Origin of the sequence: Streptomyces eurythermus, assembly GCF_014649115.1 — a bacterium.
Lineage (GTDB): Bacteria > Actinomycetota > Actinomycetes > Streptomycetales > Streptomycetaceae > Streptomyces > Streptomyces eurythermus.
On the sequence record NZ_BMSK01000013.1, the window covers coordinates 1 to 23,002 of the forward strand.

The 23,002-nt window shown below is 73.8% G+C and carries 22 protein-coding genes; 15 read left to right on the forward strand and 7 right to left on the reverse strand.

All coding sequences use genetic code 11. The features are described 5' to 3' along the window. The 4 genes from IE251_RS24210 to IE251_RS24225 form a co-directional block, all read left to right on the forward strand. Window positions 1-678: alpha-glucosidase C-terminal domain-containing protein (locus IE251_RS24210; RefSeq protein WP_189755108.1), on the forward strand; the 678-nt coding region annotated here is incomplete at its 5' end. A gap of 32 nt (window positions 679-710) precedes the next feature. After that, on the forward strand, window positions 711-2,075 hold the full coding sequence (locus tag IE251_RS24215; RefSeq protein WP_189755109.1) for a maltokinase N-terminal cap-like domain-containing protein: 1,365 nt from the start codon (window positions 711-713) through the stop codon (window positions 2,073-2,075). Window positions 2,076-2,078: 3 nt separating this feature from the next. Then, a complete protein-coding gene (gene glgB, locus IE251_RS24220) occupies window positions 2,079-4,280 on the forward strand; it encodes a 1,4-alpha-glucan branching enzyme (RefSeq protein WP_189755110.1) in 2,202 nt (733 codons plus the stop codon). A 95-nt stretch (window positions 4,281-4,375) separates the two neighbouring features. Continuing rightward, the gene (locus IE251_RS24225; RefSeq protein WP_189755111.1) at window positions 4,376-5,464 is read left to right on the forward strand and encodes a glutamate--cysteine ligase 2; all 1,089 of its coding nucleotides are present in this window, start codon (window positions 4,376-4,378) and stop codon (window positions 5,462-5,464) included. A gap of 19 nt (window positions 5,465-5,483) precedes the next feature. Here the strand turns inward: IE251_RS24225 and IE251_RS24230 are convergent, their stop codons facing one another. Beyond that, the gene (locus tag IE251_RS24230) at window positions 5,484-5,717 is read right to left on the reverse strand and encodes a DUF6480 family protein (protein ID WP_189755112.1); all 234 of its coding nucleotides are present in this window, start codon (window positions 5,715-5,717) and stop codon (window positions 5,484-5,486) included. A gap of 149 nt (window positions 5,718-5,866) precedes the next feature. Between IE251_RS24230 and IE251_RS24235 the strand changes: the two genes are divergently transcribed. The 5 genes from IE251_RS24235 (at window position 5,867) to IE251_RS24255 (ending at window position 12,530) form a co-directional block, all read left to right on the forward strand. Next, complete coding sequence (locus IE251_RS24235) at window positions 5,867-7,762, forward strand: AMP-dependent synthetase/ligase (RefSeq protein WP_189755113.1); 1,896 nt, start codon at window positions 5,867-5,869, stop codon at window positions 7,760-7,762. Between the two features lie 132 nt (window positions 7,763-7,894). Further along, on the forward strand, window positions 7,895-8,329 hold the full coding sequence (locus tag IE251_RS24240; RefSeq protein ID WP_189755114.1) for an ATP-binding protein: 435 nt from the start codon (window positions 7,895-7,897) through the stop codon (window positions 8,327-8,329). A 213-nt stretch (window positions 8,330-8,542) separates the two neighbouring features. Then, window positions 8,543-9,919: an NAD(P)/FAD-dependent oxidoreductase gene (locus IE251_RS24245; RefSeq protein WP_189755115.1), complete on the forward strand. Its 1,377-nt coding sequence runs from the start codon at window positions 8,543-8,545 to the stop codon at window positions 9,917-9,919. A 93-nt stretch (window positions 9,920-10,012) separates the two neighbouring features. Continuing rightward, on the forward strand, window positions 10,013-10,222 hold the full coding sequence (locus IE251_RS24250) for a DUF4287 domain-containing protein (RefSeq protein ID WP_030602646.1): 210 nt from the start codon (window positions 10,013-10,015) through the stop codon (window positions 10,220-10,222). A 64-nt stretch (window positions 10,223-10,286) separates the two neighbouring features. After that, window positions 10,287-12,530, forward strand: a complete 2,244-nt coding sequence (locus tag IE251_RS24255; protein WP_229896908.1) for an FUSC family protein — start codon at window positions 10,287-10,289, stop codon at window positions 12,528-12,530. Between the two features lie 4 nt (window positions 12,531-12,534). Here the strand turns inward: IE251_RS24255 and IE251_RS24260 are convergent, their stop codons facing one another. After that, complete coding sequence (locus IE251_RS24260) at window positions 12,535-13,386, reverse strand: RNA polymerase sigma factor SigF (RefSeq protein WP_189755116.1); 852 nt, start codon at window positions 13,384-13,386, stop codon at window positions 12,535-12,537. Between the two features lie 328 nt (window positions 13,387-13,714). Here IE251_RS24260 and IE251_RS24265 point away from each other — a divergent pair, with 328 nt between their 5' ends. Together IE251_RS24265 and IE251_RS24270 are read left to right on the forward strand one after the other, a co-directional pair. Beyond that, window positions 13,715-13,957 (forward strand): hypothetical protein, encoded by a 243-nt coding sequence (locus tag IE251_RS24265; protein WP_189755117.1) that lies wholly within the window; start codon window positions 13,715-13,717, stop codon window positions 13,955-13,957. A gap of 272 nt (window positions 13,958-14,229) precedes the next feature. Continuing rightward, a complete protein-coding gene (locus tag IE251_RS24270; protein ID WP_030783714.1) occupies window positions 14,230-14,688 on the forward strand; it encodes a cyclic nucleotide-binding domain-containing protein in 459 nt (152 codons plus the stop codon). A gap of 23 nt (window positions 14,689-14,711) precedes the next feature. Here the strand turns inward: IE251_RS24270 and IE251_RS24275 are convergent, their stop codons facing one another. Continuing rightward, window positions 14,712-16,013 (reverse strand): MFS transporter, encoded by a 1,302-nt coding sequence (locus tag IE251_RS24275; protein ID WP_189755118.1) that lies wholly within the window; start codon window positions 16,011-16,013, stop codon window positions 14,712-14,714. 108 nt (window positions 16,014-16,121) lie between these two features. Then, a complete protein-coding gene (locus IE251_RS24280; protein WP_189755119.1) occupies window positions 16,122-16,736 on the reverse strand; it encodes a LysE/ArgO family amino acid transporter in 615 nt (204 codons plus the stop codon). A 66-nt stretch (window positions 16,737-16,802) separates the two neighbouring features. Between IE251_RS24280 and IE251_RS24285 the strand changes: the two genes are divergently transcribed. Both IE251_RS24285 and IE251_RS24290 read left to right on the forward strand, forming a co-directional pair. Continuing rightward, a complete protein-coding gene (locus IE251_RS24285) occupies window positions 16,803-17,690 on the forward strand; it encodes a LysR family transcriptional regulator ArgP (protein WP_189755120.1) in 888 nt (295 codons plus the stop codon). A gap of 570 nt (window positions 17,691-18,260) precedes the next feature. Further along, complete coding sequence (locus tag IE251_RS24290) at window positions 18,261-18,515, forward strand: WhiB family transcriptional regulator (RefSeq protein WP_189755121.1); 255 nt, start codon at window positions 18,261-18,263, stop codon at window positions 18,513-18,515. Window positions 18,516-18,590: 75 nt separating this feature from the next. On the opposite strand, the gene IE251_RS24295 is transcribed toward IE251_RS24290, so the two are convergent. Continuing rightward, a complete protein-coding gene (locus tag IE251_RS24295) occupies window positions 18,591-19,040 on the reverse strand; it encodes a DUF6098 family protein (protein WP_189755122.1) in 450 nt (149 codons plus the stop codon). Window positions 19,041-19,405: 365 nt separating this feature from the next. Here IE251_RS24295 and IE251_RS24300 point away from each other — a divergent pair, with 365 nt between their 5' ends. Continuing rightward, a complete protein-coding gene (locus tag IE251_RS24300; protein ID WP_189755123.1) occupies window positions 19,406-19,756 on the forward strand; it encodes a DUF488 domain-containing protein in 351 nt (116 codons plus the stop codon). Between the two features lie 27 nt (window positions 19,757-19,783). Here IE251_RS24300 and IE251_RS24305 read toward each other — a convergent pair whose 3' ends face one another. After that, window positions 19,784-21,457, reverse strand: a complete 1,674-nt coding sequence (locus IE251_RS24305) for an FAD-binding dehydrogenase (RefSeq protein WP_189755124.1) — start codon at window positions 21,455-21,457, stop codon at window positions 19,784-19,786. Window positions 21,458-21,587: 130 nt separating this feature from the next. After that, on the reverse strand, window positions 21,588-22,217 hold the full coding sequence (locus IE251_RS24310) for a TetR/AcrR family transcriptional regulator (RefSeq protein ID WP_189755125.1): 630 nt from the start codon (window positions 22,215-22,217) through the stop codon (window positions 21,588-21,590). A gap of 117 nt (window positions 22,218-22,334) precedes the next feature. Between IE251_RS24310 and IE251_RS24315 the strand changes: the two genes are divergently transcribed. Beyond that, window positions 22,335-22,964, forward strand: coding sequence for an alpha-ketoglutarate-dependent dioxygenase AlkB (locus tag IE251_RS24315; protein WP_189755126.1), 630 nt, complete (start codon window positions 22,335-22,337; stop codon window positions 22,962-22,964). Window positions 22,965-23,002: the final 38 nt, after the last annotated feature.

Consider the following 23,002-nt stretch of genomic DNA (forward strand, 5'->3'; position numbering starts at 1 on the left):
GAGTACGCCAAAGACCCCCGCATGCGCGCCAACATCGGCATCCGCCGCCGCCTCGCCCCCCTGCTCGACAACGACCGCAACCAGATCGAGCTGTTCACCGCCCTACTGCTGTCCCTGCCCGGCTCCCCGATCCTCTACTACGGCGACGAGATCGGCATGGGCGACAACATCTGGCTCGGCGACCGCGACGCCGTCCGCACCCCCATGCAGTGGACCCCCGACCGCAACGCCGGCTTCTCGACGTGCGACCCCGGGCGGCTGTTCCTTCCCACGATCATGGACCCGGTCCACGGCTACCAGGTCACCAACGTCGAGGCGTCCATGTCCTCCCCCTCGTCGCTGCTGCACTGGACCCGCCGGATGATCGAGATCCGCAAACAGAACCCCGCCTTCGGACTGGGGTCGTTCACAGAACTGACGTCCTCCAACCCGGCGGTGCTGGCGTTCCTGCGCGAACACGGCGACGACCTGGTGCTGTGTGTGAACAACTTCTCCCGCTTCGCCCAGCCCACCGAACTCGACCTGCGGGCCTACGACGGACGGCACCCCGTCGAGCTGATCGGCGGGGTGCGCTTCCCCGCCATCGGCGAACTGCCCTACCTGCTCACCTTGCAGGGCCACGGTTTCTACTGGTTCCGGCTCACCCGAGTCGCATCCCGCATCGGCCGCCGCCGCTGACCCGTCCGGCGCCGAGGAAAGGACGCGTCACCATGCCGAAGACCATCACCCCCCGACCGCGTACCGCGACCGGGCTCGACGGGCCGCTGGACTCGCTCGGCGGGCTGCTGCGCGAATGGCTGCCGAGGCAACGCTGGTTCGCGGGCAAGGACCGGCCCGTCACCGAGCTGTCGGCGCTGTCCGTGACCGAGCTGTTCCCGGGCTGTCTGCACCTGCTGGTGCACGCCTCGCACGTGCCGGTGCCCACCCCCGGCGGCACACCCCCGCCCGGGGACTGCTACCAGCTGCTGCTGGGGCTGCGCCCGCACCTCGCGCCGCGCCTGGAACGGGCGTTCATCGGGCGGGCCGTGGACGGACCGCTGGCCGGCCTGGCGGTGTACGACGCGCTGCACGACCCGCGCTCGGCCCATCTGCTGCTGGAGCGGCTGCGGCACCCCGGGACGGTGGGCCCGCTGCGGTTCGAGGCGGACCCGGCCGCCCGGGTGCCCGGCGGACTGCCGCCGCGGCTGCTGGACGCCGAGCAGTCCAACTCCTCGATCGTGTACGGCGACGCGTACATCCTGAAGCTGTTCCGCCGGATCCAGCCGGGCGTCAACCCGGACCTGGAGGTGCCGGCGGCGCTGGCCGCCCTCGGCTGCGCCCGGGTGCCGGCGCCGGTGGCCTGGTTCACCACGGCCGATCCGCGCCCGGCCACCCTCGGGGTGCTCCAGCCGTTCCTGCCGGACGCCACCGACGGCTGGTCGCTGGCGCTGGGCGCGCTCGCGGCGGGCGACGACTTCACCGCCGAGGCCCGCGCGCTGGGCCGGGCCATGGCCGAGGTGCACCTGGCGCTGGCCGAGGCCTTCCCGCCGGCCGGGCCGGGCGAGAACGGCCGTACGGCCGAGGCGATGCGCGCGCGGCTGGACGCCGCCGCGCACGCCGTGCCCGGGCTGCTGCCCTTCGTGCCCGGTCTGCGGGCCGCGTTCGCGGCGCTGGCCACCTGCGACACCGGGCCGCCCGCCCAGCGGGTCCACGGCGACCTGCACCTGGGACAGGTGCTGCGGGCCGGCCGCGACTGGTTCGTCATCGACTTCGAGGGCGAGCCGTCCCGTCCGCTGGCCGAGCGGCGCACCCCGCAGTCCCCGGTGCGGGACGTCGCCGGGATGCTGCGCTCCTTCGACTACGCGGCCCGGCAGCGCCGCCCCTGGCGACCCGAGTGGGCGCGCCGCTGCCGGGAGGCGTTCTGCGCGGGCTACGCGGCCCGCGCGGGCTGGGATCCACGCAAGAAGCACGCGCTGCTGCGCGCGCACGAGACGGACAGGGCGGTGTACGAGGTGCTGTACGAGGCGAGACACCGGCCGGACTGGCTGCCGGTACCGATGGCGGCGATCAAGCGGCTCGCCGTGTGGGGAGGCTGACGCATGGCACTGCGCGACACCACGCGTCCCGAGGCCGCGGGCCCCGTGCCGCCCGTGGCCGCCCCCCTGGACCCGGCCGACCGCGGCCGGCTGCTGGCCGGGACGCACCACGATCCGCACGCCCTGCTGGGCGCGCACCCGGTCCCGGGCGGCACGCTGGTGCGGGCGCTGCGTCCGAACGCCCGCGCGGTGAGCGTCCTGGCCGGCGGTGACCGTACCGAGCTGCGCTCGGAGGGCGACGGGCTGTTCGCCGGCGTGCTGCCCTGCCCGGACGTCCCGTCGTACACCCTGCTGGTGGCGTACGACGACGGGGAGCGGGAGGTGCACGATCCGTACCGCTTCCTGCCCGCGCTGGGCGAGCTGGACCTGCATCTGATCCGGGAGGGCAGGCACGAGCAGCTGTGGCGGGCGCTCGGGGCGGAGCCGATGGTCCACCAGGGCGTGGCCGGCACCCGGTTCACGGTGTGGGCGCCCAACGCCCGGGGGGTGCGGGTGGCCGGGGACTTCACCTACTGGGACGGCACGCAGTACCCGATGCGCTCGCTCGGCGCGTCCGGGGTGTGGGAGCTGTTCCTGCCGGGGATCGGCGAGGGCACCCGGTACAAGTTCGAGATCACCTCCCGGTACGGCCACCGGTTCCTGAAGGCCGACCCGATGGCGCGGTGCACGGAGGTCCCGCCGGACACCGCGTCGGTGGTGACGGCCTCGCACTACGCCTGGGGCGACGCCGAGTGGATGGCGCACCGGGGTGACACCCCCGTGCACCAGGCGCCGTTCTCGGTGTACGAGGTGCATCTGCCGTCCTGGCGGCCCGGTGCCGGCTACCGGCAGCTCGCGGAGGAACTGCCCGCGTACGCGCGGGAGATGGGTTTCACGCACATCGAGCTGATGCCGGTGGCCGGGCATCCGTTCAGCGGCTCGTGGGGGTACCAGGTCACGTCGTACTACGCGCCGACGCCCCGGCTGGGTTCCCCGGACGACTTCCGCTACTTCGTGGACGCCTGTCACCGGGCCGGGCTCGGTGTGATCATGGACTGGGTGCCGGCGCACTTCCCGAAGGACGACTGGGCGCTGGCCCGGTTCGACGGGGACCCGCTGTACGAGCCCGGGAACGCCTCCCGTGCCGAGCACCCGGACTGGGGGACGTACGAGTTCGACTACGGCCGGACCGAGGTGCGCAACTTCCTGGTCGCCAACGCCGTCTACTGGTGCGAGGAGTTCCACATCGACGGGCTGCGGGTGGACGCCGTCGCCTCCATGCTCTACCTGGACTACTCACGCGACTCCGGGCAGTGGGAGCCGAACGTGTTCGGCGGCCGGGAGGACCTGGACGCGGTGGCCTTCCTCCAGGAGATGAACGCCACCGTGTACCGGCGCTGTCCCGGGGTGGTGACCATCGCCGAGGAGTCCACCGCCTGGGACGGGGTGACCCGGCCGACCGACGGCGGCGGGCTGGGTTTCGGGCTGAAGTGGAACATGGGCTGGATGCACGACTCACTGGAGTACATCCAGAAGGAGCCGGTGCACCGCAAGTACCACCACAACGAGATCACCTTCTCGATGGTGTACGCCTACAGCGAGAACTACGTGCTGCCGATCTCGCACGACGAGGTGGTGCACGGCAAGCGGGCGCTGGTGTCGAAGATGCCCGGCGACTGGTGGCAGCGGCGCGCCAATCACCGCGCCTATCTGGGGTTCATGTGGGCCCATCCCGGCAAACAGCTGTTGTTCATGGGGCAGGAGTTCGCGCAGGGGGCGGAGTGGTCGGAGGCGCACGGGCCGGAGTGGTGGCTGCTCGGTGACGACTACCACTCGGCGGGCGACCACCGGGGCGTGCAGTCGCTGGTCCGGGATCTGAACGCGGTGTACCGGGCGACGCCGGCGCTGTGGCAGCGGGACACCGACCCGGGCGGCTTCCGGTGGGTGCTGTGCGACGCGGCGGACGACAACGTGCTGGCGTTCCTGCGGTTCGCCGCGGACGGCGGCCCGCTGCTGGCCGTGTCGAACTTCTCCCCGGTCGTCCGGCACGACTACCGCCTGTGGGTGCCCGACGGCGCCGCGGTGTGGCGGGAGGAGCTGAACACCGACGAGGTGCGCTACGGCGGCGGCGGTGTCGGCGCCGGGGGGCCGGTCAAGGCCGAGGACGGGTTCCTCACCCTGACGCTGCCGCCGCTGGCCACGGTGTGGCTGGTGCCGGAGGGCTGAGGCGCCGCGCAGGTGTCGGTGGCCGTTCGAGGGGCATTCGGGGTCGTACAGAACCCGACTGCCCCTCGCGGCACGACATGGAAGGGCGGCACCACGTGCGCACCGTTGGAGTGGAGGAGGAACTCCTCCTGGTCGATCCGGACAGCGGCGACCCGAAGGCGCTGGCGGCGGCCGTCCTCGCCCGCGCCGCCCAGGACGATCCCGGACAGCAGGTCTTCGAGAAGGAGCTGTTCGGGCAGATGCTGGAGTTCGCCACGCATCCGCAGTCGGACATGGCCTTGCTCGGGGACGAGATCGTGCGCTGTCGCAAGGAGGCGGGCCGGCACGCCGGGGAGATCGGCTGCGGGGTCGCCGCGCTGGCCACCTCGCCGCTGCCGGTCAGCCCCTCGCTCAGTGTGAACGGGCGCTATCAGTGGCTGGCCGAGCGGTACGGGATACCGACCTGGGACCAGCTCACCTGCGGCTGCCACGTGCATGTTTCCGTGGCCTCGGACGAGGAGGGCGTCGCCGTCCTGGACCGGCTCCGCCCATGGCTTCCGGTGCTGCGGGCGATGAGCGCCAACTCCCCGTTCTGGCAGGGCCGCAACACCGACTACGCCAGCTATCGCAGCCGGGTGTGGAACCGCTGGCCGTCGGCCGGGCCGACCGAGCCGTTCGGCACCCCCGAGCGCTACCACCGGCGGGTGACCGACATGGTGGACACGGGGGTCGTGCTGGACGAGGGCATGGTCTACTTCGACGCGCGGCTGTCCGCCCGCTACCCGACGGTGGAGGTGCGGGTCGCGGACGTGTGCCTGTGCGCGGAGACCGCCGTCCTGATCGCGACGCTGGTCCGCGCCCTGGTGGACACGGCCGCGGCCGAGTGGCGGGCCGGCCGGCCGGTGCCCGACACCGGGGTGAGCCTGATCCGGCTGGCCGACTGGCAGGCCGCCCGGTTCGGCCTGGAGGAGAACCTGCTCGACCCGGTCACACTGCGCCCCCGGCCCGCCGCGCGGGTGCTGGAGTCCCTACTGGAGCACACCGGCGACGCGCTCAAGGCCAACGGCGACGCCGACCGCGCCGCCCGGGGCATGGAGGAACTGCTGCGCCGCGGCAACGGCGCGCGGGAACAGCGCCGGCTGCTGGAGCGCACCGGCAGCCTGCGGGGCGTCGTCACCGAGTGCGTGCGGCGCACCCAGGGCTGAGCGTCCCGCCCGGCGGCGGTCACAGGATCAGGCTCAGCGCGATGGCCAGGAAGAGCGCCGCGACCACGATCGTCAGGACCAGGATCACGGTCAGCGGCGCCTTCCCCCAGCCCTTCGGCGGATTGTGCGTCTCCTGGGGTCCGGCCTCGGGCATGCTGCTCTCGGCGGGCGGGGTCTCGCCGGGCGGGACCGAGCCGCCGGGTTCCAGCCCGGTGCTGCGCTCGGGCTCCGGATCGGGGTTCACATGACTCATGTCCCCCGAGTCCCCCGGACACGCCCACATCATCAGCCGATCACGACTTCTCCGATCCGGTCACCGAACGCTGCCCCCTGAGCTACATTCGAGCACCGCCGACACCGAGCCGTTCGGCGGAGTGACCCTCCGTACCCCGGGAGCAGCGCATGCGGAACGTCGCCCCCGCCCCGGCCGCCGCCCCGCCGCTCACCGGCGGCCTCGCCGACAGCGTCTTCGCCGCGGCGGAACGCGATCCCGCGCTGCCGGTGCTGGCGCGCCGGGCGGAGACCGCCGGCGGCTGGCTCACGGTGACGGCGGCCGGGCTGCGCGACGAGGTGGTGGCCGTGGCCAGGGGTCTGGTCGCCGCCGGGATCTCGCCCGGCCACCGGGTGGCCCTGATGGCCCGGACCCGGCACGAGTGGACGGTGCTGGCCCACGCGCTGTGGGCCGTCGGCGCCGAGCTGGTGCCCGTCCACCCGGCCTCCTCGCGCGACCAGGTCGAGTGGATCCTGCGGGAGACGGGCTGTGTCGCCGTCATGGTGGAGGACGAGCAGGGCGCCATGACCGTCGGCACGGTGTGCGCCCGGCTGCCCCGGCTGCGGTACGTCTGGCAGCTGGACGCGGGCGCCCTCGCCGATCTGGTCGCGGACGGCACGGCGGTGCCGTACACCACCGTGGAGTCGCTGCGCCGGCTCGTGCTGCCGGACGCCACGGCGGCCGTCGTGCACACCTCCGGCACCTCGGGCCGGCCGATGGGCTGCGCGCTCAGCCACCGCGGTCTGGCCTACCCGTGCGACACCCTGCTGGCCGGCTGGGCGCACACCGCCGCGCCCCCGGGGCAGCGGCCGTCCGTGCTGGCCTTCCTGCCGTTCTCCCATGTGTACGGCCTGATGATCATGCTGACGTGTGTGCGCGGCGGGGTGCTGCTGGCGCACGAGCCGGAGGTGACCGGGGCGGCGCCGGCGTCGGCACTGCGCACGTTCCGGCCGACGTACCTGTACGGCGTGCCGTCGGTGTTCGAGCGGCTCTACAAGACCTTCCTGCACACCGCCCGGCAGGCGGGCCGGGGCGCGCTGTTCGAGCGGGCCGCGCGCACGGCGCGGGAGTTCGCCGCGGCCGAGGAGCGCCGGCGGCTCGGTGCCGGGCCGGGTCCGGGGCTGGAGCTGAGACTGCAACACGCCCTGTACGAGCGGACGGTGTACCGGGGGCTGCGGGCGGCGCTCGGCGGCCGGGTGGTGCGCGGCGCCTCCGGCGGTTCCCCGCTCGGCCGCGAACTGGGCCTGTTCTACGAGGGCATCGGCGTGTTCGTGCACGACGGCTACGGACTCACCGAGACCGCCGGCGCGATCACCATGCAGCCGCTGGGCCGGGAGAAGGCGGGGACGGTGGGCACCGCGCTGCCGGGCACCGGGATCCGGGTGGCCGACGACGGGGAGATCCTGGTCCGCGGGCCCTCCGTGTTCCAGGGCTACACCGGCGACGAGCAGGCGACCCGGGCGGCGCTGCGGGACGGCTGGCTGGCCACCGGGGACCTCGGGCGGCTGGACGCCGACGGCTATCTGACGATCACCGGGCGCAAGAAGGACGTCATCGTCACCAGCGGGGGAAAGACCGTGGCGCCGGCCCTGCTGGAGGAGCGGCTGCGCGCGCATCCTCTCGTGCACGAGGCGGTGGTGATCGGCGACGGCCGGCCCTGCGTCGGCGCCCTGATCACCCTGGACCCGGACTTCCTCGCGCACTGGCGGACCGCGCTCGCGCTGCCCGGGGACGCGCGGGCCCGGGAGGCCCGGGAGGAGAACGCGCTGCGGGAGGAGATCGCGCGGGCGGTGGCCTGCGCCAACAGTGCGGTGTCCCGCGCGGAGTCCATCAGGGTCTACCGTGTCCTACCGGAACCGTTCGCGGCGGTCGCCGGGTTGCTCACGCCGTCCCTGAAGCCGCGCCGGGACGCCGTGGTACGGCACTACGCCGCCGAGATCGAGGCGATGTACGCGGCCCGGTCCCGGCCGCGGCCGGTGGTGCGGGGGCCGGCCGAGTGGGACGAGCCGGACGACGTGTTCCGCTGAGGAGGTCGCGCTCCCGGGGCGGGGAGGGCAGACGGATAGTCCGCGCGGGAGGGGGAACCCGCAGCGCAGCGAAGAGATCAGTTGACGACGACCGCCCGGACCGGCGGGGCCGGTCGGGGCCGGGGAAGCGAGATGGCGACGGAGCCGCGTTGGGACGACACACCACCGTCGGAGGAGAGGTACGAGCGTACGTTCTCCTTTCCCGGCGAACTGCGCAATGTCACGGGAGCGCGGCTCGCCGCGGAGCAGTTCCTGCGCGCCCTCTCCCGTGAGGCGCCGCCGGGCGCCCAGGAGTACTGGGACGACATCCTGCTGGTGGTGACCGAACTGGCCGCGAACGCCATCCAGTACGCGCCGGGCCCGTTCGACCTGCGGATGCGCCGCACCTTCGACGGGGTGCACGTGACGATGCGGGACACCAACCAGGCCCGCCCGGAGCCGCGGCCCTTCCATCCGCGCACCGGTGGCGGCGGGATCGGCTGGCACCTGGTGCACACGCTGTGCAGCCAGGTCAGCGTCGTCGTGCACGACAGCGGCAAGGACATCCACGCGTTCCTGCCCTGGTGACGCCGGGGACGGCGGACGGCCGTACGACGTGTAGGCGGGCCCGCACCGGTTACTCCACCGGGCAGCGGGGGCGAGGCCGCCCCCCACGCGTTCGTCTGCCTGCCGCACCCGGCTGGCGGGGTGCCCGCGGGCGCGGTGGGATCGGAATTGGCGCACGGCGATCCCGGGCATGCGAACAGCGTCGAGCCGGACCGCCCGGAGCCGCAGAAAGGGATGAACACCGTGACACGACCCAGGATCCTGGTGGTGGGCGCAGGCTTCGCCGGAGTCGAGTGCATCCGCCGCCTGGAACGGAAACTCGCCCCGGACGAGGCCGACGTCACACTGGTGACGCCGTTCTCCTACCAGCTGTACCTGCCTCTGCTGCCCCAGGTCGCCTCCGGCGTGCTCACGCCGCAGTCGATCGCCCTGTCGCTGCGCCGCAGCAAGAAGTACCGCACCCGGATCATCCCGGGCGGCGCGATCGGGGTGGACCTGAGGTCCAAGGTGTGCGTCGTGCGCACCATCACCGACAAGATCGTCAACGAGCCCTACGACTACATCGTGCTGGCCCCGGGCAGTGTGACCCGCACCTTCGACATCCCGGGCCTGACCGAGCACGCCTTCGGGATGAAGACGCTCGCCGAGGCCGCCTACATCCGCGACCACGTCATCTCCCAGCTGGATCTGGCGGACGCCAGCGACAATCCGGCCGAACGGGCCGCGCGGCTGCAGTTCGTGGTGGTCGGCGGCGGCTACGCGGGCACGGAGACCGCGGCCTGCCTCCAGCGCCTCACGCACGCCGCCGTGCAGCGCTACCCGCGCCTGGACCCGGGCCTGATCCGCTGGCACCTGATCGACATCGCGCCCAAGCTGATGCCGGAGCTGGGCGAGAAGCTGGGCCGCAGCGCGCAGGAGATCCTCGGGCGGCGCGGTATCGAGGTCTCGCTCGGGGTGTCGATCGACAAGGCCGGCGCCGAGGAGGTCACCTTCACCGACGGCCGGGTGGTGCCGACGCACACCCTGATCTGGACGGCCGGGGTGGTCGCCAGCCCGCTGATCGCCACGCTCGGCGCGGAGACGGTCAAGGGGCGGCTGGCGGTGACCGCCGAGATGTGCCTGCCGGGCCACGACGGGGTGTTCGCGCTCGGCGACTCGGCGGCCGTGCCGGACCTGGCCAAGGGCCAGGAGGGCGCGGTCTGCCCGCCCACCGCCCAGCACGCCATGCGGCAGGGCAAGGTGGTCGCCGACAACGTCATCGCGACGCTGCGCGGACAGCCGATGCGGCCCTACGAGCACAAGGACCTCGGTCTGGTCGTCGACCTCGGCGGCAAGGACGCGGTGTCCAAGCCGCTCGGTGTGGAGCTGCGCGGGGTGCCCGCCCAGGCGGTGGCCCGCGGCTACCACTGGTCGGCGCTGCGCACCAACGTCGCCAAGACCCGGGTGATGACCAACTGGCTGCTGAACGCGGTCGCGGGCGACGACTTCGTGCGCACCGGCTTCCAGGCCCGCAAGCCCGCCCGGCTGAAGGACTTCGAGTTCACCGACGCGTATCTGACACCGGAACAGGTGCGGGCCCGGGTGGAGGGCGCGGCCGTCGAACCGTCCTGATGTGACCGTGATCACCCGTGACCGCCGATGAGTCCGCCCGGGCCCGGCCGTCTACCAGGTGATCACGAACACTCCACGGAGGGACGCACCACCATGACCGAGAAGACCGTCAAGGGCCCGGCGAGCTACTTCCCCTCGATCGAGAAGAAGTACGGCCGCCCGGTCGGCGAGTGGCAGGAGCTGATCCGGTCCTCGCCGCTGACCCGGCACATGGAGCTGGTCGGCTGGCTGAAGTCGGCGCACGGGCTCGGCCACGGGCACGCGAACGCCCTCGTGGCCGCCACCCTGGCCGAGGGCAGGTAGTCCGGACGCGCGTGCGATGCTGGATCATGGAATCGATGGCTGGCACGGGAGAGAGCGCGGCTAAGTGAGGGCAGCGGGACGGTCGGGACGGGTACGGCTGTGGGACCGGCTCGCGGCGTCGGACCCCGGACTGCTCCGGCTGACGGCGGGACTGCGCACGGTCACCGCCATCGCCCTCACGCTCGCCGTCCTGGCCGCGATCGGCGTCCCGGTGCCCCGTCTGGTCGCCGGGGCCATGGCCGCGATGGTCGCCACCTTCGCCATCCGGGAGAAGCAGCCCGCCCGGCAGGCTGGCACGCTCGCGCTCGGCCTGCCGGTGGCGCTGGCCTCGGTGTCGCTGGGCGCGCTGCTCAACCAGCACGTCGTCGCCGGCGATCTGTTCTTCGTCGCCCTGATCTTCAGCGCCGTCTACGGACGCCGGTTCGGCGACCGCGGCACGGCGCTCGGGCTGATCGGGTTCCAGATCTACTTCCTGTCGCTGTTCGTGCAGGCCACGCCCGGCACGCTGCCCGCGCTGTACGGCGTCATCGGCGTGGCGTTCGCGGGCAGCGCCACCGCCCGGTTCGTGCTGCTGCCGCAGACCCCGGCGGGCACCCTGGACCGGCTGCGGCGGGCCTTCCGTGCCCGGCTCGCCCAGCTGATCGCCAGTCAGGCGAAGCTGCCGGACGCCGGGCCCGAGGAGGTGGAGAAGGTGCTGGAGGAGCTGCGCACCCGCACCGCCCGGCTGCACGAGACGGCACTGATGATCCAGGGCCGGCTGGAGGACGGCACCTCGGACCCGGCGGTGGCCCGGCTGCTCCAGCGCCGGGTCGCGGACGCGGAGATCGCGGCCGAGCGGCTGGGGCTGCTGCTGCTCACCGCGCGCAGCGCCGAGCGGACCGACACCCTCACCCTGCATCTGCCTGGCGCCCCGGTGCCCTCGGGGGTCGAGTCGCCGGTGCGGGACGGGGCGGCTTCCGCGCTGCGCCGGGACCTGCGGGCGCTGCGGGTGCTGATGCTGCGGCCGGCCGGAGAGGCGTCGGGGACCGCGCTCGCCCAGGTGCGCAACCGGCTGCTCGGCTATCGCGAGGAGGAGAATCTGCCCGAGGCGTCCCCGGCCGTGCAGGACGTCTTCCGGGGACTCGGCGAGGCGGCCCGCGCCTCGCTCGGTCTGCGGCTGGCCCTGGACGGCCCGCAGGACGAGTCCGCCGACACCCCGGCGACCACCCGCTCGCGCGAGGAGCTGGACGCGGAGGACGCCGCGATCGAGATCAGCGAGGAGCAGGAGCCGGAGGCGGAGCCGACCGGGCTGCGCCGGCCCACCACCCGGGCCGCCCTCCAGGTGGCCGTCGGCTCCTCGCTGGCCATCGCCGGCGGTGAGCTGCTGTCCAGCCAGCGCTGGTACTGGGCGGTGCTGACCTGCTGGATCGTCTTCCTGAACACCGCCTCCACCGGTGAGATCCTGGTGAAGGGCTACCGGCGGCTGCTGGGCACGGTGCTCGGCGTGGTGGCGGGCATCGGGCTCGCCGGGCTGGTCGGGCACCACACCTGGACGGCGTTCGCCCTGGTGCTGGTGTTCATCTTCGCGATGTTCTACAGCGCGCCGCTGTCGTACACCCTGATGTCGTTCTTCGTCACCGCGATGCTGGGGCTGCTGTACACGCTGCTGAACACCTACAGCGCGGAAGTGCTGGTGCTGCGGATCGAGGAGACGGCGCTGGGCGCGGCCTGCGGGGTGTTCGCCGCGGCGGTGGTGCTGCCGGTGCACACCGACCGCCGTACCAACGAGCTGCTGGTGGCGGTCCTGGACCGGCTCGCCGATGTCACGCGGGGCGCCGTCGACCAGCTGAGCGGCGGGACGGGCGGCGATCTGGTGGAGCGGGCGCGGGAACTGGACCAGGCGCTGGCGGACCTGAGGGCGGCCACCCAGCCGCTCACCCACCCGATCACGCCGCTGCGCTCGCGCCGGGACTCCGTGCGGTACGTGGTGGCGCTGCTGGAGACCTGCGCGTACCACGGGCGGTCCCTCGCGGCGACGGCGGAGCTGCTGCCGACGCATCCCTCGATCGCGGCCGATCCACGGCTGCGCGGGGCGTGCGGGCGGATCGTGCACAACATCGAGGCGATCGCGGCGCATGTCGCGGACCCGCGGGCCGCCGTGGAGATCGAGAGCGGCCCCAGCATCGCGTCGATGCTGGAGCCGGGAACCCTGCGCACCCCGCGCTACGGCCGGGTGACCGACCGGGTCCTGCGCCATCTGCAGCGGCTGGACGAGGCGGTCTCCGGCCTGGCGCGTCCGCTCGGCGTGACCGGGGGGCCGGCCCGATGAGCCGCTACCGCCGGGCCGGACCGGGCCGGCGGGTGCCGAGCGCCTCCTCGCGGATGCGGGCGCAGCTGCGGCTGATCAGCCGGGAGACGTGCATCTGCGAGATGCCGAGCCGGTCGGCGATGCGGCTCTGTGTCATGTCCTCGAAGAAGCGCATGTAGAGGATGGCCCGCTCGCGCTCGGGCAGCCGGCGCAGCCCCTCCTTCGCGGCCTCCCGGTCCACGACGACGTCGTAGGAGGTGTCCGTCTCGCCGAGGGTGTCGGCGAGGCTGTAGCCGTCGTCGCCGGCGGACAGCTCGGCGTCCAGGGAGAGGGTGCTGAAGCTCTCCAGCGCCTCCATGCCGGCGGCGACCTCCTCCTCGGTGAGCCCGGTGTGGGCGGCGATGTCGGCGACGGTGGGTTCGGGGCTGCCGGGGTTCTGGGTGAGTTCCCGCCGGGCCACCCGGACCCGGTTGCGCAGCTCCTGGACCCGGCGGGGCACCCGCAGGGCCCACATCCGGTCGCGGAAGTGCCGCTTGACCTCTCCCGTGATCGTCGGCACGGCGTAGCTCTCGAAGGCGCCGCGGGACGGGTCGAACCGGTCGATGGCCTTCACCAGTCCGAGCGCGGCCACCTGGCGCAGGTCCTCCACGGATTCGCCGCGGTCACGGAACCGCCCGGCGATCCGGTGGGCCATGGGCAGCCAGGCGGTGACGAGTTCGTCGCGCACGGCGTCCCGCTCGGGGCCGTCCTCCAGCTCCGCCAGCCGGGCGAACAGCGCCGCGGTGTCGGGGGCGTCGTCGTGGTTGCGGCGGGCGGACGTCCCGCCGGCGGCGGGGGCGGTCGTGCCGGGACGGCTTGTCGACATGTCGGTCAGCATGCGGAATCGCTCCTGAACGTGTTGCAGGGCACCTCCGGAAACAGGGGTTCCGGGTTCTGGCCCGAACGGTGGTGTCAGGGTTTCGCCGCGGGTTCGCCGCCGGGCCCGGCGGGAGGGGCCCAGGCAGCGGGTCTCTTCCCCGCTGGGCGCGCGCCTCCGGTCCGAAGCACGAGATTCCGCCTGCCCCCTCGCCCGGCGGGCAAACACCGCCGTGAGCGGAACTTCGCCGACCGCATCGCGCAAGCGGAACGCGGGCCGGGGCGCGTTCCGGGCCGGGAACGCTCGGTACGGGTGTCATCACCCGGCGGCTCGCGGGTACCCGCCGGACATGACGGATGTCGTGGACGCGGATGAGTTGTTGCGCCGCATCCGGCGCGGCCGGGAGCACGCGGCGGCGCAGGAGGAGGCATGGCGGGAGCGGGCCCGGAGCCTGGCGGCGAAGGATCCGGAGGGCGCCGCGGAGGCGGCCGACCGGGCGCGGGCCTTCGAGGCGGTGCTGCGGGTGCTGGAGGAGATCGTCAGCCCGGGCGGGGATCCCGTACGGGCGGACGGAGTGAAACAGGTCACCTGACCCGATATGGGCTATGGGGAGGCCCGGTAAATGGTTTATCGTTCATCCATACGTGATGCGGGAGCCGCGCGGGACCGCGCTGTGCTCCTCCTTGTGTCACCACATACGGCCCTGGCTGGTTTCCCCCGTCCAGCCAGGGCTTTTTCCTGCCCTCGTGCGGCCGGGGGACGGCGGGCGTCCCGCCTCGAGGTGCCCGGGGCGGCGGCAGCGGCTGAAATGGGGTTGAGCACAGCACCCGCACCGCAACCGCCGCCGGCGAGGAGCCCCGCGCCATGACCAAAGCGATCAAACTGCTCACCGCCCTCCCCCAGGCGCAGCGCGAGCGCCTGATGGAGGTGGCCGAGGAGGTCTCCTTCCCGGAGGACAGCCGCATCTTCGAGGCGGGCGGCACGGCCGACCGGTTCTGGGTGATCCGCTCGGGCGCGGTCCACCTGGACACCCAGGTCACCCCCCGGCAACGGGTGACCGTGGCCACGCTCGGCGCGGGCGACCTGCTCGGCTGGTCCTGGCTGTTCCCGCCGTACGAGTGGGACTTCGGCGCGGTGGCCTTCACCGACGTACGGGCCTACCAGTTCGACGGGCCGTCGGTGCTCGCGCTGTGCGTGGAGGACCCGCTGCTCGGGCTGTCGGTGGTGCGGACGGTGGCCGAGATCCTCGCCCACCGGCTGGAGACGACCCGCGGAAAACTGATGGAGCAGTACACGATGCGACGGCGGGTCGGCCCCCTCTAGGCCCTGGCGTCTAGGCCCTGGCGTCAGACGCGGTAGCGGCGCAGCGCCGGGACGGCGCCGGCCAGGGTCAGCATCGCCACCACGACCAGGGCACCGCCGCCCGCGACGGCGGCCCGCGGGCCGAAGGCGGCTCCGGCGGTGCCGTGCAGGACGTCGGCCAGCCTCGGCCCGCCCGCGACGACCACCGTGAACACCCCCTGCATCCGGCCGCGCATCTCGTCGGTCGCGGCCGACAGCAGGATGGCGCCGCGGAACACCATCGAGACCATGTCGGCGACCCCTGCCAAGGCGAGGAAGACCAGCGCGACCCACAGGTTGCCGCTCAGCCCGAACCCGGCGATGGCCACACCCCAGCCGACGACCGCACCGGTGACCATCCAGCCGTGCCGGCGGGCCCGCGAGAACGCGCCGGAGAACAGGCCGCCGAGCACCGCGCCGACCGGGATGCCGGCGAACAGCACACCGAGCGCCAGGCCCTCGCCGTAGGAGCCGTAGGTCTCCGCGGACAGCTGCGGGAAGAGGGCGCGGGGCATGCCGAACACCATGGCGACGATGTCGGCGAGGAAGGACAGCAGCAGCACCTTGTGCCGGGAGATGTACCGGAACCCGTCGGCGATCTCCCGCAGCCCGGCCCGGCGGGTGCCGCTCCCGCCGAGCGGCGGCAGGGCGGGCAGCCGGAAGACGGCCCACACGGTCACGCACAGCGCGAGCGCGTCGATCAGATACAGCTCCGGCAGCCCGAGGACCGGTATCAGCGCGCCGGCGAGCAGCGGGCCGGCCACCAGCGCGGTCTGCATCACGGTCGAGCCGAGCGCGTTCGCGGCCGGCAGTTGCTCGGCCGGGACCAGCCGGGCTATGGAGGCGCTGCGGGCGGGCGCGTTGAGCCCGAAGAACGCCTGTTGCAGCGCGAGCAGCACCATGAGCACGGGGACCGAGTCCAGGCCGGTGACGGCCTGCGCCCAGAACAGCAGCGAGGTCACCGCGATGCCGGTGTTGGTCACCAGCAGCAGCTTGCGCCGGTCGACGGCGTCGGCGACCGCCCCGCCCCACAGCGCGAAGGCGACCATGGGCACCAGCCCGGCCAGGCTCGCGTAGCCGACCCAGGCCGAGGAGTCGGTGATGTCGTAGATCTGCTTGGGTACGGCGACGGCGGTCAGCTGGCTGCCGACGGAGGTGACGATGGTCGACGACCACAGCCGCCGGTAGGCGGGGATGCGCAGGGGGCGGGTGTCCATCGCCCAGCGGCGCCAGCCGCGCCGGGGCGGTTCCCCGGCCGCCGGCGCGCCGGTCGTGGTCTCGGTGCTGCTGCTCTCGCTGGTGTCCACGGGTGTCCTGGTTGCTCGTTACATCTTTTCGCTTCGAGAGGCTAACTATCTCAGCGGCAACCGGCGGACATCGAACGGGTTCCGGTGTGGACGTCGAACGGGTTCCGGTCAGGCCCCGGCGACCAGGCTCACGCCGAGCACCAGCATGGTGGCGGCGACCAGCCCGTCGAGCACCCGCCAGGCACCGGGCCGGGCCAGGTACCGGCCGAGCAGCCGGGCGCCGAAGCCGAGGGCGGTGAACCAGCACAGGCTGGCGAGCGCGGCGCCGAGCCCGAACGTCCAGCGCAGCGGGCCCCGGTCGGCGGCCAGCGAGCCGAGCAGGAACACGGTGTCCAGATAGACGTGCGGATTCAGCCAGGTCATCACCAGGCAGGTGAGCACGGCCCGGCGCCGGGAGCCGGCCGTCTCGCCCTCCGTGGTGAGCCCGGCGCCCGGCCTGAGCACCCGGCGGGCGGCGAGGACGCCGTAGCACAGCAGGAACAGGCCGCCGACGACGCCGACCGCGCGGAGCGCGCCGGGCCAGGCCACGACCACCGCGCCGACCCCGCCGACGCCGAGCGCGATGAGCGCCGCGTCGGACAGGGCGCAGATGCCGACCACGGTGAGGACGGCGTGCCGGCGCACCCCCTGCCGCAGGACGAAGGCGTTCTGGGCGCCGATGGCGACGATCAGGGAGAGGCCGGTGCCGAATCCGGCGGCAGCGGCGGTCAGGGCGTGGTTCATGCCGAAGACGCTAGGGACAGCGCGGTCTCAAGTACAGCTAATGATTTTTACGTACCATTAGTACGTGTGATGACAGAGCTTCCCCTGGAACAGGTGCGGACCCTGCTGGCCGTGGTGGACGAGGGCACCTTCGACGCGGCCGCCGCCGCGCTGCATGTGACACCGTCGGCGGTCAGTCAGCGGGTCAAGGCGCTGGAACAGCGCACCGGCCGGGTGCTGCTCCAGCGCACCAGACCGGTGCGGCCCACGGAGTCCGGCGCGGTGCTGGTGCGGTTCGCCCGGCAGCTCGCCCGGCTGGAGCGGGACGCCTGGGGCGAGCTGGGGCTGGACGGCACCGGGGAGCCGACCCGGGTGTCGGTCGCGGTGAACGCGGACTCGCTGGCGACCTGGTTCCTGCCGGTCCTGACCCGGGTCGCGGACGTCTGCTTCGAACTGCACCGGGAGGACGAGGACCACACGGCGGCGCTGCTGCGCGAGGGCCTGGTGATGGCGGCGGTGACCTCCTTGCCCGACCCGGTCCCCGGCTGCGCGGTCCGCCCGCTGGGCCGGATGCGGTATCTGCCGGTGGCCGCGCCGGAGTTCGTCGCGGACCGGCTGGCGGGGCGGCCGCCGGCACAGGCACTGGCCGGGGCGCCCGTGGTGGTCTTCGACCGCAAGGACGACTTCCAGGACGGCTTCGCCCGCCGGCTCGGCCATGCCTCGGCGGGCCCGTTCCGGCATCAGGTGCCCACCTCGGAGGGGTTCCTCGACGCGGTCGCCGCGGGGCTGGGCTGGGGCATGCTCCCGGAGGCCCAGGCCGGGCCGCTGCTGGAGCGCGGCCGGCTGACCGTGCTCGTCCCGGGCGAGCACGTGGACATCGCCCTCTACTGGCAGCAGTGGAAACTCGACTCCCCCGCGCTGGCTGCCCTGGCCGACGCGGTGACGGCCGCGGCGGCGCGGGCGCTGCGCCACTGAGAGGCGCCGGGAGCCGTCCGAACCGCCTGGCGGAGGCTTCCGGCCAGGTCCGCCGGGAGTCGTCCGAACTGCCCGTCGGAGGCGGCCGGCCAGGTCCGCCGGAGGTCGTCCGAACTGCCCGTCGGAGGCGGCCGGTCACGTCCGCCGGGGGTCCTCCGAACTGCCCGGCAGGAGCGGCCAGTCACGTCCCCCGGGGGCGTCCGAACTGCCCGACGGGGGCGGCCGGTCACGTCCCCCGGGAGTCGTCCGAACTGCCCGGCGGAGGCCGCCGGCCAGGTCCGCGGGGGGCCTCCGAACTGCCCGGCGCAAGCGGCCGGTCACGTCCGCCGGAGGCCGTCCGAACTGCCCGGCGGGGGGCGACCCGTGGCGTCCGTCGGGCCCCGTCCGCCCCCGCCGCCCCGCCGGTCGGCCGCCAACGGCCGGACGCGCGGCCGGTGTCCAGGCCCCGGCAGGCCATCTTCCCCGGATCGTCCGGCGGTTGTGCCGTTTCACGTTCTCCCGACCGGTGACCCGGACGCGAGAACGCTTACGACAGGCACGGACGACTTCCACCGATCCAGGAGATTTCCGATGGAAAACTGGCGCGACCATGCCGCCTGCCGCCACGAGGATCCCGATCTCTTCTTCCCCGTCGGGACCACCGGCCCGGCGCAGGTCCAGACCGAGCGGGCGAAGGCGGTGTGCGGGCGCTGCCCGGTCCGCGAGCAGTGCCTGGACTGGGCGCTGGACACGAGCCAGACCATCGGCGTCTGGGGCGGCACCACGGAGCTGGAGCGCCGGGCGCTGCACCGGCGCCGGGCACGCTCCCGGCCCCGCTCCGGCTGACCCCCGGCCCGGCCGGTACCCGGCGGTGTCCGGGGGCGCCCGCGGCCTTCCCGCCGCGGGACCCCGCCGCGCGGCTCAGCTGCCCTTGCGGCGCAGGGTCCCCCACTCCCGCTCCTGGCGGGTCACCTCGTCCCGGGCCGCCTCGATCACGTTCTCGGCGATCCAGCACAGCGGCTCGACGTCGGCCACGAGCGGCTCGTTGTCGGGGCCCCGGCCGGTCTCCCGGCCTCTGAGGACCCAGGGCCGCACACCGGGCCCCTTGTCGTGCGGCAGGTGCGCGTAGTCGTAGAGCCGACGGGCCACCCACAGCTCGACCGACCGGCCGTTCCACCACTCCTCGACGTCGAGCGGATTGGCGGACAGCCCGGGCATGGGCACGCCGGTCAGCTCGTCGGTGCTGGACACCTTGTGGAGATCGGTGCCGGGCCCCTTGGACCACCGCACGTACAGGCCCTGGTGGCGTCGCACCAGACCCGCCGCGTCGGCGAGCGTGGTCACGACCGGCAGGTCGTCCGCTGCGCTCATGGCTTGACCTCCCTGTGCTGCGCGTACGCGACGCGACCGGAGTACCCCGGCCGGGCTCCGGAAATCGGACGTCGGCGTTCCGCCACGTCCCCGGGGCGCGCCGCCCGAAGCTCGCAGGGGTGGCGGAGCCGGTGCCGGTCCGGCTCTCGCAGGGGGTGCGGAACCGGTGCCGGTCCGGCTCTCAGGCGCCGTCCGGCTTGCCCGGCGCGTACAGCCAGGTCTGGGACAGCCCCTTCAGCCGCTTGCCCGGGGTCCGCTCGGCCGGCGTGACGAACTGGGCGGTGGTGCCGCGTCGCCGCCCGGTGGGCGGCGCGGTGCGCAGTACGCTCGCGGCACCGTCCCCGCCCCGGAAGGAGCCCCGTGCCGTGAGCGTGCGCCTGCGCCGGATCTACGAACCGCCCGAGCCCGACGACGGTCTGCGCGTGCTGGTGGACCGGCTGTGGCCGCGGGGCCTCGCCAAGGACGAGGCGCACGTGGACGAGTGGCCGAAGGGGCTGACGCCGTCGGCGGAGCTGCGCGAGTGGTACCACGCGGGCGAGGGGTCGTACGAGGAGTTCCGCCGCCGCTACGAGGCGGAGCTGGACGCGCCGGAGGCCGCCGGTCTGCTCGACGGCCTGCGCGCGTCGGCCCGAAAGGGGCACGTGACCCTGCTGACGGCGTCGAAGCGGCCGGAGGAGAGCCACGCGCGGGTCCTGCTGGAGCTGCTCAAGGGCTGACGGGCGGCCCCGGCGCGAGGCCGGGGGTCAGCCCGTGTGCCGGGCCGCGTGCCGGCCCGCCGCCCGGCCTGAGAACAGGCAGCCGCCGAGGAAGGTGCCCTCCAGGGCGTTGTAGCCGTGCACCCCGCCGCCGCCGAACCCGGCGACCTCGCCCGCCGCGTACAGTCCTTCGACGGGGGCGCCGTCGGTGCCGAGGGCCCGGGAGTCCAGGTCGGTCTGGATGCCGCCGAGGGTCTTGCGGGTCAGCACGTGCAGCCGGACGCCGATGAGGGGGCCCGCGGCCGGATCGAGGATGCGGTGCGGGGCGGCGACCCGGCCGAGCCGGTCGCCGATGTAGCGGCGGGCATTGCGGATGCCCTGGACCTGGGCGTCCTTGCTGTAGGGGTTGGCGATCTGCGCGTCCCGGGCCTCGATCTGGCGGCGCACCTCGGCGGCGTCCAGCAGCCGCTCGCCGGTCAGGCCGTTCATCTTCTCCACCAGCCGTTCCAGGCCGTCCGCGGTGACGAAGTCCTCGCCCTTGTCCAGGAAGGCGCGCACGGGCGCCGGGGCGCCCTTGCCGAGCAGCCGGTCGCGCAGCACGGCCTTGCGGTCCTTGGCGGTGATGTCGGGGTTCTGCTCGGAGCCGGAGAGCGCGAACTCCTTCTCGATGATCTTCCGGGTGAGGATGAACCAGGAGTGGTCGTAGCCGGCGATGTCCTCGGTGGTGCGCAGGTACTTCAGGGTGCCGAGCGTGTCGTAGCCGGGCAGGCAGGGGTCGGGCAGCCGGCGGCCGAGGGCGTCGAGCCAGATGGACGACGGGCCGGGCAGGATGCGGATGCCGTGGCCGGGCCAGATCGGGTCCCAGTTGCGCAGGCCCTCGGTGTAGTGCCACATGCGGTCGCGGTTGACGAGCCGTACCCCGGCCTCGGCACTGATGTCGAGCATGCGGCCGTCGACGTAGGCCGGGACGCCGGTGACCATCCGGGCGGGGGGCGTGCCGAGCCGCTCGGGCCAGTACCGGCGGACGATGTCGTGGTCCGCGCCGATGCCGCCGGTGGTCACGACGACGGCCTGGGCGGTCAGTTCGAAGTCGCCGGCGCGGTCGCGGCCGGAGGCGACGCCGCGCGGGGAGTCGTCGGGGGTGAGGAGGGTGCCGCGCACCCCGCGCGCCGTGCCTCCCTCGACGACCAGTTCGTCCACCCGGTGCCGGTGGTGGAAGGTCAGCAGTCCGTCCCGGGCGGCCTGCCGGGCGGAGCGGACGAAGGGCTCGACCACGCCGGTGCCGGTGCCCCAGGCGATGTGGAAGCGGGGCACGGAGTTGCCGTGCCCGTCGGCCCGCAGGTCGCCGCGCTCGGCCCAGCCGACGGTGGGCAGCAGCTCGATGCCGTGCCCGGCGAGCCAGGACCGCTTCTCCCCCGCCGCCCACTCGACGTACGCGCGGGCCCAGCGCACCGCCCAGGAGTCCTCGTCCGCGAGCCGGTCGAAGCGCGCGCTGCCCTGCCAGTCGCTCCAGGCGAGGCCGAAGGAGTCCTTGATGCCGAGGCGGCGCTGCTCGGGCGAGTCGACGAGGAAGAGCCCGCCGAGGGACCAGAACGCCTGGCCGCCGAGATTGGCGGCGTTCTCCTGGTCGACCAGGGCCACCCGGCGGCCCCGGCTGGTGAGTTCGTGCGCGGCGACGAGCCCGGCGAGGCCCGCTCCGACGACGATGACGTCGGCGTCCATGGTGTGTGTCCTTTCCTCGGGGGTGCTCGTCGGGGACCTACTCGTGGGGGACCTGGGGGCTCTTTCGGCGGGGCTCGGGGGCTGAGGCCGGCGGGCCTCGGGGGTGCTCGTCGGCGGGCTCGTTCCGGGGCTACGACGGGACGCGGCTGCCGTCCGTCAGCAGCGCGGTGAGCAGCCGTGCCAGCCAGACCCGGGCGGCCTCGACGTCCCGGTCCAGCAGCAGCTGGGTGGTGACGCCGTCGTAGGCGGCGACCACGGCGCGCGCGGCGGCGTCCGCGTCGCCGAGGACCGCGGGCAGCGCGGTGTGCCCCCGGGCCCGGGCGAGCCGGTCGGCGACGGCCGCGCGGAGCCGGGCCCGGTGGTCGAGCAGGGCGCGGGCGACGGCCGGGTCCCGGGCGGCGTGCACCAGGAAGTCGGTCTTCACCAGCAGCCAGTCCACGTCGAGCAGCAGCACCTCGGTGACCCGGTCCACGGAGGCGGGCACGTCCAGGTCCGGACCGTCCTGGGCGAGCGCGTCGGCGACCTGGCCGGCGATCAGGTCCGCGCGCTCCCGGTAGAGGGCGAAGAACAGCTCGTCCAGGGTGGCGAAGTTGGAGTAGAAGGCGCCCCGGCTGAATCCGGCCGCCTCGCAGACCTCCTCGATGGTGACCCGCCCGAATCCCTTCGCCGCGAACACGGCGAACGCGGCGTCGAGCAGCCGGGCCCGGGTGTGCGCCCGGCGCCGGGTGACGCGCGCGGGTGATGGTTCCGCCGGTTCCATCCGACCGTCCTCTCGTTCGATACGCGAATGTATCGAATACATCCATGTATCGAAAGGGCTCGAACGTCGCCGGTGACCGAATGGAACAGAGTTTCGATTACGGAGTAGGCTGGCCCCATGGCCACGCACCTCCAGGGCTCCCTGTTCGACCAGACCGACGAGCTGCGGCTCGGCCCGTTGGACGGGCTGCGCCGGACCGGGCTGGGCGCGGGGGCCTGGATCGACGTCCTGCCGGGCTGGCTGAGCGGGGCCGACGCGCTGTTCGAACGGCTCGCGGCCGAGGTGCCGTGGCGGGCGGAGCGCCGGAAGATGTACGACAACGTGGTCGCCGTACCCCGGCTGCTGGCCCACTACGGCGAGGGGGACCCGCTCCCCCACCCCGTGCTGGACGAGGCCCGCGCCACGCTCTCCCGGCACTACGCCGAGGAGCTGGGCGAGCCGTTCACGACCGCCGGGCTGTGCTTCTACCGGGACGGCCGGGACAGCGTGGCCTGGCACGGGGACCGCATCGGACGGGGCGCCCGCGAGGACACCATGGTCGCGATCCTCTCCGTCGGCGCGCCCCGCGACCTGCTGCTGCGCCCGGCGGGCGGTGGCGGCCCGACGGTGCGCCGGCCGCTCGGGCACGGCGACCTGATCGTGATGGGCGGCTCCTGCCAGCGCACCTGGGAGCACTGCGTGCCCAAGACCGGCCGGGCCGCCGGACCGCGCATCAGCGTCCAGTTCCGGCCGCACGGCGTACGGTGACCGGCCGGTGCCGCCCTTGCGCGGGGAGGCGGCCCGTC

What these genes read in the sequence shown, in the direction of transcription:
- IE251_RS24215 (WP_189755109.1), top strand. Translation starts at nt 711, where the DNA reads ATGCCGAAGACCATCACCCCCCGACCGCGTACCGCGACCGGGCTCGAC.
- glgB (WP_189755110.1), top strand. Translation starts at nt 2,079, where the DNA reads ATGGCACTGCGCGACACCACGCGTCCCGAGGCCGCGGGCCCCGTGCCG.
- IE251_RS24230 (WP_189755112.1), bottom strand. Translation starts at nt 5,717, where the DNA reads ATGAGTCATGTGAACCCCGATCCGGAGCCCGAGCGCAGCACCGGGCTG.
- IE251_RS24235 (WP_189755113.1), top strand. Translation starts at nt 5,867, where the DNA reads ATGCGGAACGTCGCCCCCGCCCCGGCCGCCGCCCCGCCGCTCACCGGC.
- IE251_RS24240 (WP_189755114.1), top strand. Translation starts at nt 7,895, where the DNA reads ATGGCGACGGAGCCGCGTTGGGACGACACACCACCGTCGGAGGAGAGG.
- IE251_RS24245 (WP_189755115.1), top strand. Translation starts at nt 8,543, where the DNA reads ATGAACACCGTGACACGACCCAGGATCCTGGTGGTGGGCGCAGGCTTC.
- IE251_RS24250 (WP_030602646.1), top strand. Translation starts at nt 10,013, where the DNA reads ATGACCGAGAAGACCGTCAAGGGCCCGGCGAGCTACTTCCCCTCGATC.
- IE251_RS24260 (WP_189755116.1), bottom strand. Translation starts at nt 13,386, where the DNA reads ATGCTGACCGACATGTCGACAAGCCGTCCCGGCACGACCGCCCCCGCC.
- IE251_RS24265 (WP_189755117.1), top strand. Translation starts at nt 13,715, where the DNA reads ATGACGGATGTCGTGGACGCGGATGAGTTGTTGCGCCGCATCCGGCGC.
- IE251_RS24270 (WP_030783714.1), top strand. Translation starts at nt 14,230, where the DNA reads ATGACCAAAGCGATCAAACTGCTCACCGCCCTCCCCCAGGCGCAGCGC.
- IE251_RS24280 (WP_189755119.1), bottom strand. Translation starts at nt 16,736, where the DNA reads ATGAACCACGCCCTGACCGCCGCTGCCGCCGGATTCGGCACCGGCCTC.
- IE251_RS24290 (WP_189755121.1), top strand. Translation starts at nt 18,261, where the DNA reads ATGGAAAACTGGCGCGACCATGCCGCCTGCCGCCACGAGGATCCCGAT.
- IE251_RS24295 (WP_189755122.1), bottom strand. Translation starts at nt 19,040, where the DNA reads ATGAGCGCAGCGGACGACCTGCCGGTCGTGACCACGCTCGCCGACGCG.
- IE251_RS24305 (WP_189755124.1), bottom strand. Translation starts at nt 21,457, where the DNA reads ATGGACGCCGACGTCATCGTCGTCGGAGCGGGCCTCGCCGGGCTCGTC.
- IE251_RS24310 (WP_189755125.1), bottom strand. Translation starts at nt 22,217, where the DNA reads ATGGAACCGGCGGAACCATCACCCGCGCGCGTCACCCGGCGCCGGGCG.
- IE251_RS24315 (WP_189755126.1), top strand. Translation starts at nt 22,335, where the DNA reads ATGGCCACGCACCTCCAGGGCTCCCTGTTCGACCAGACCGACGAGCTG.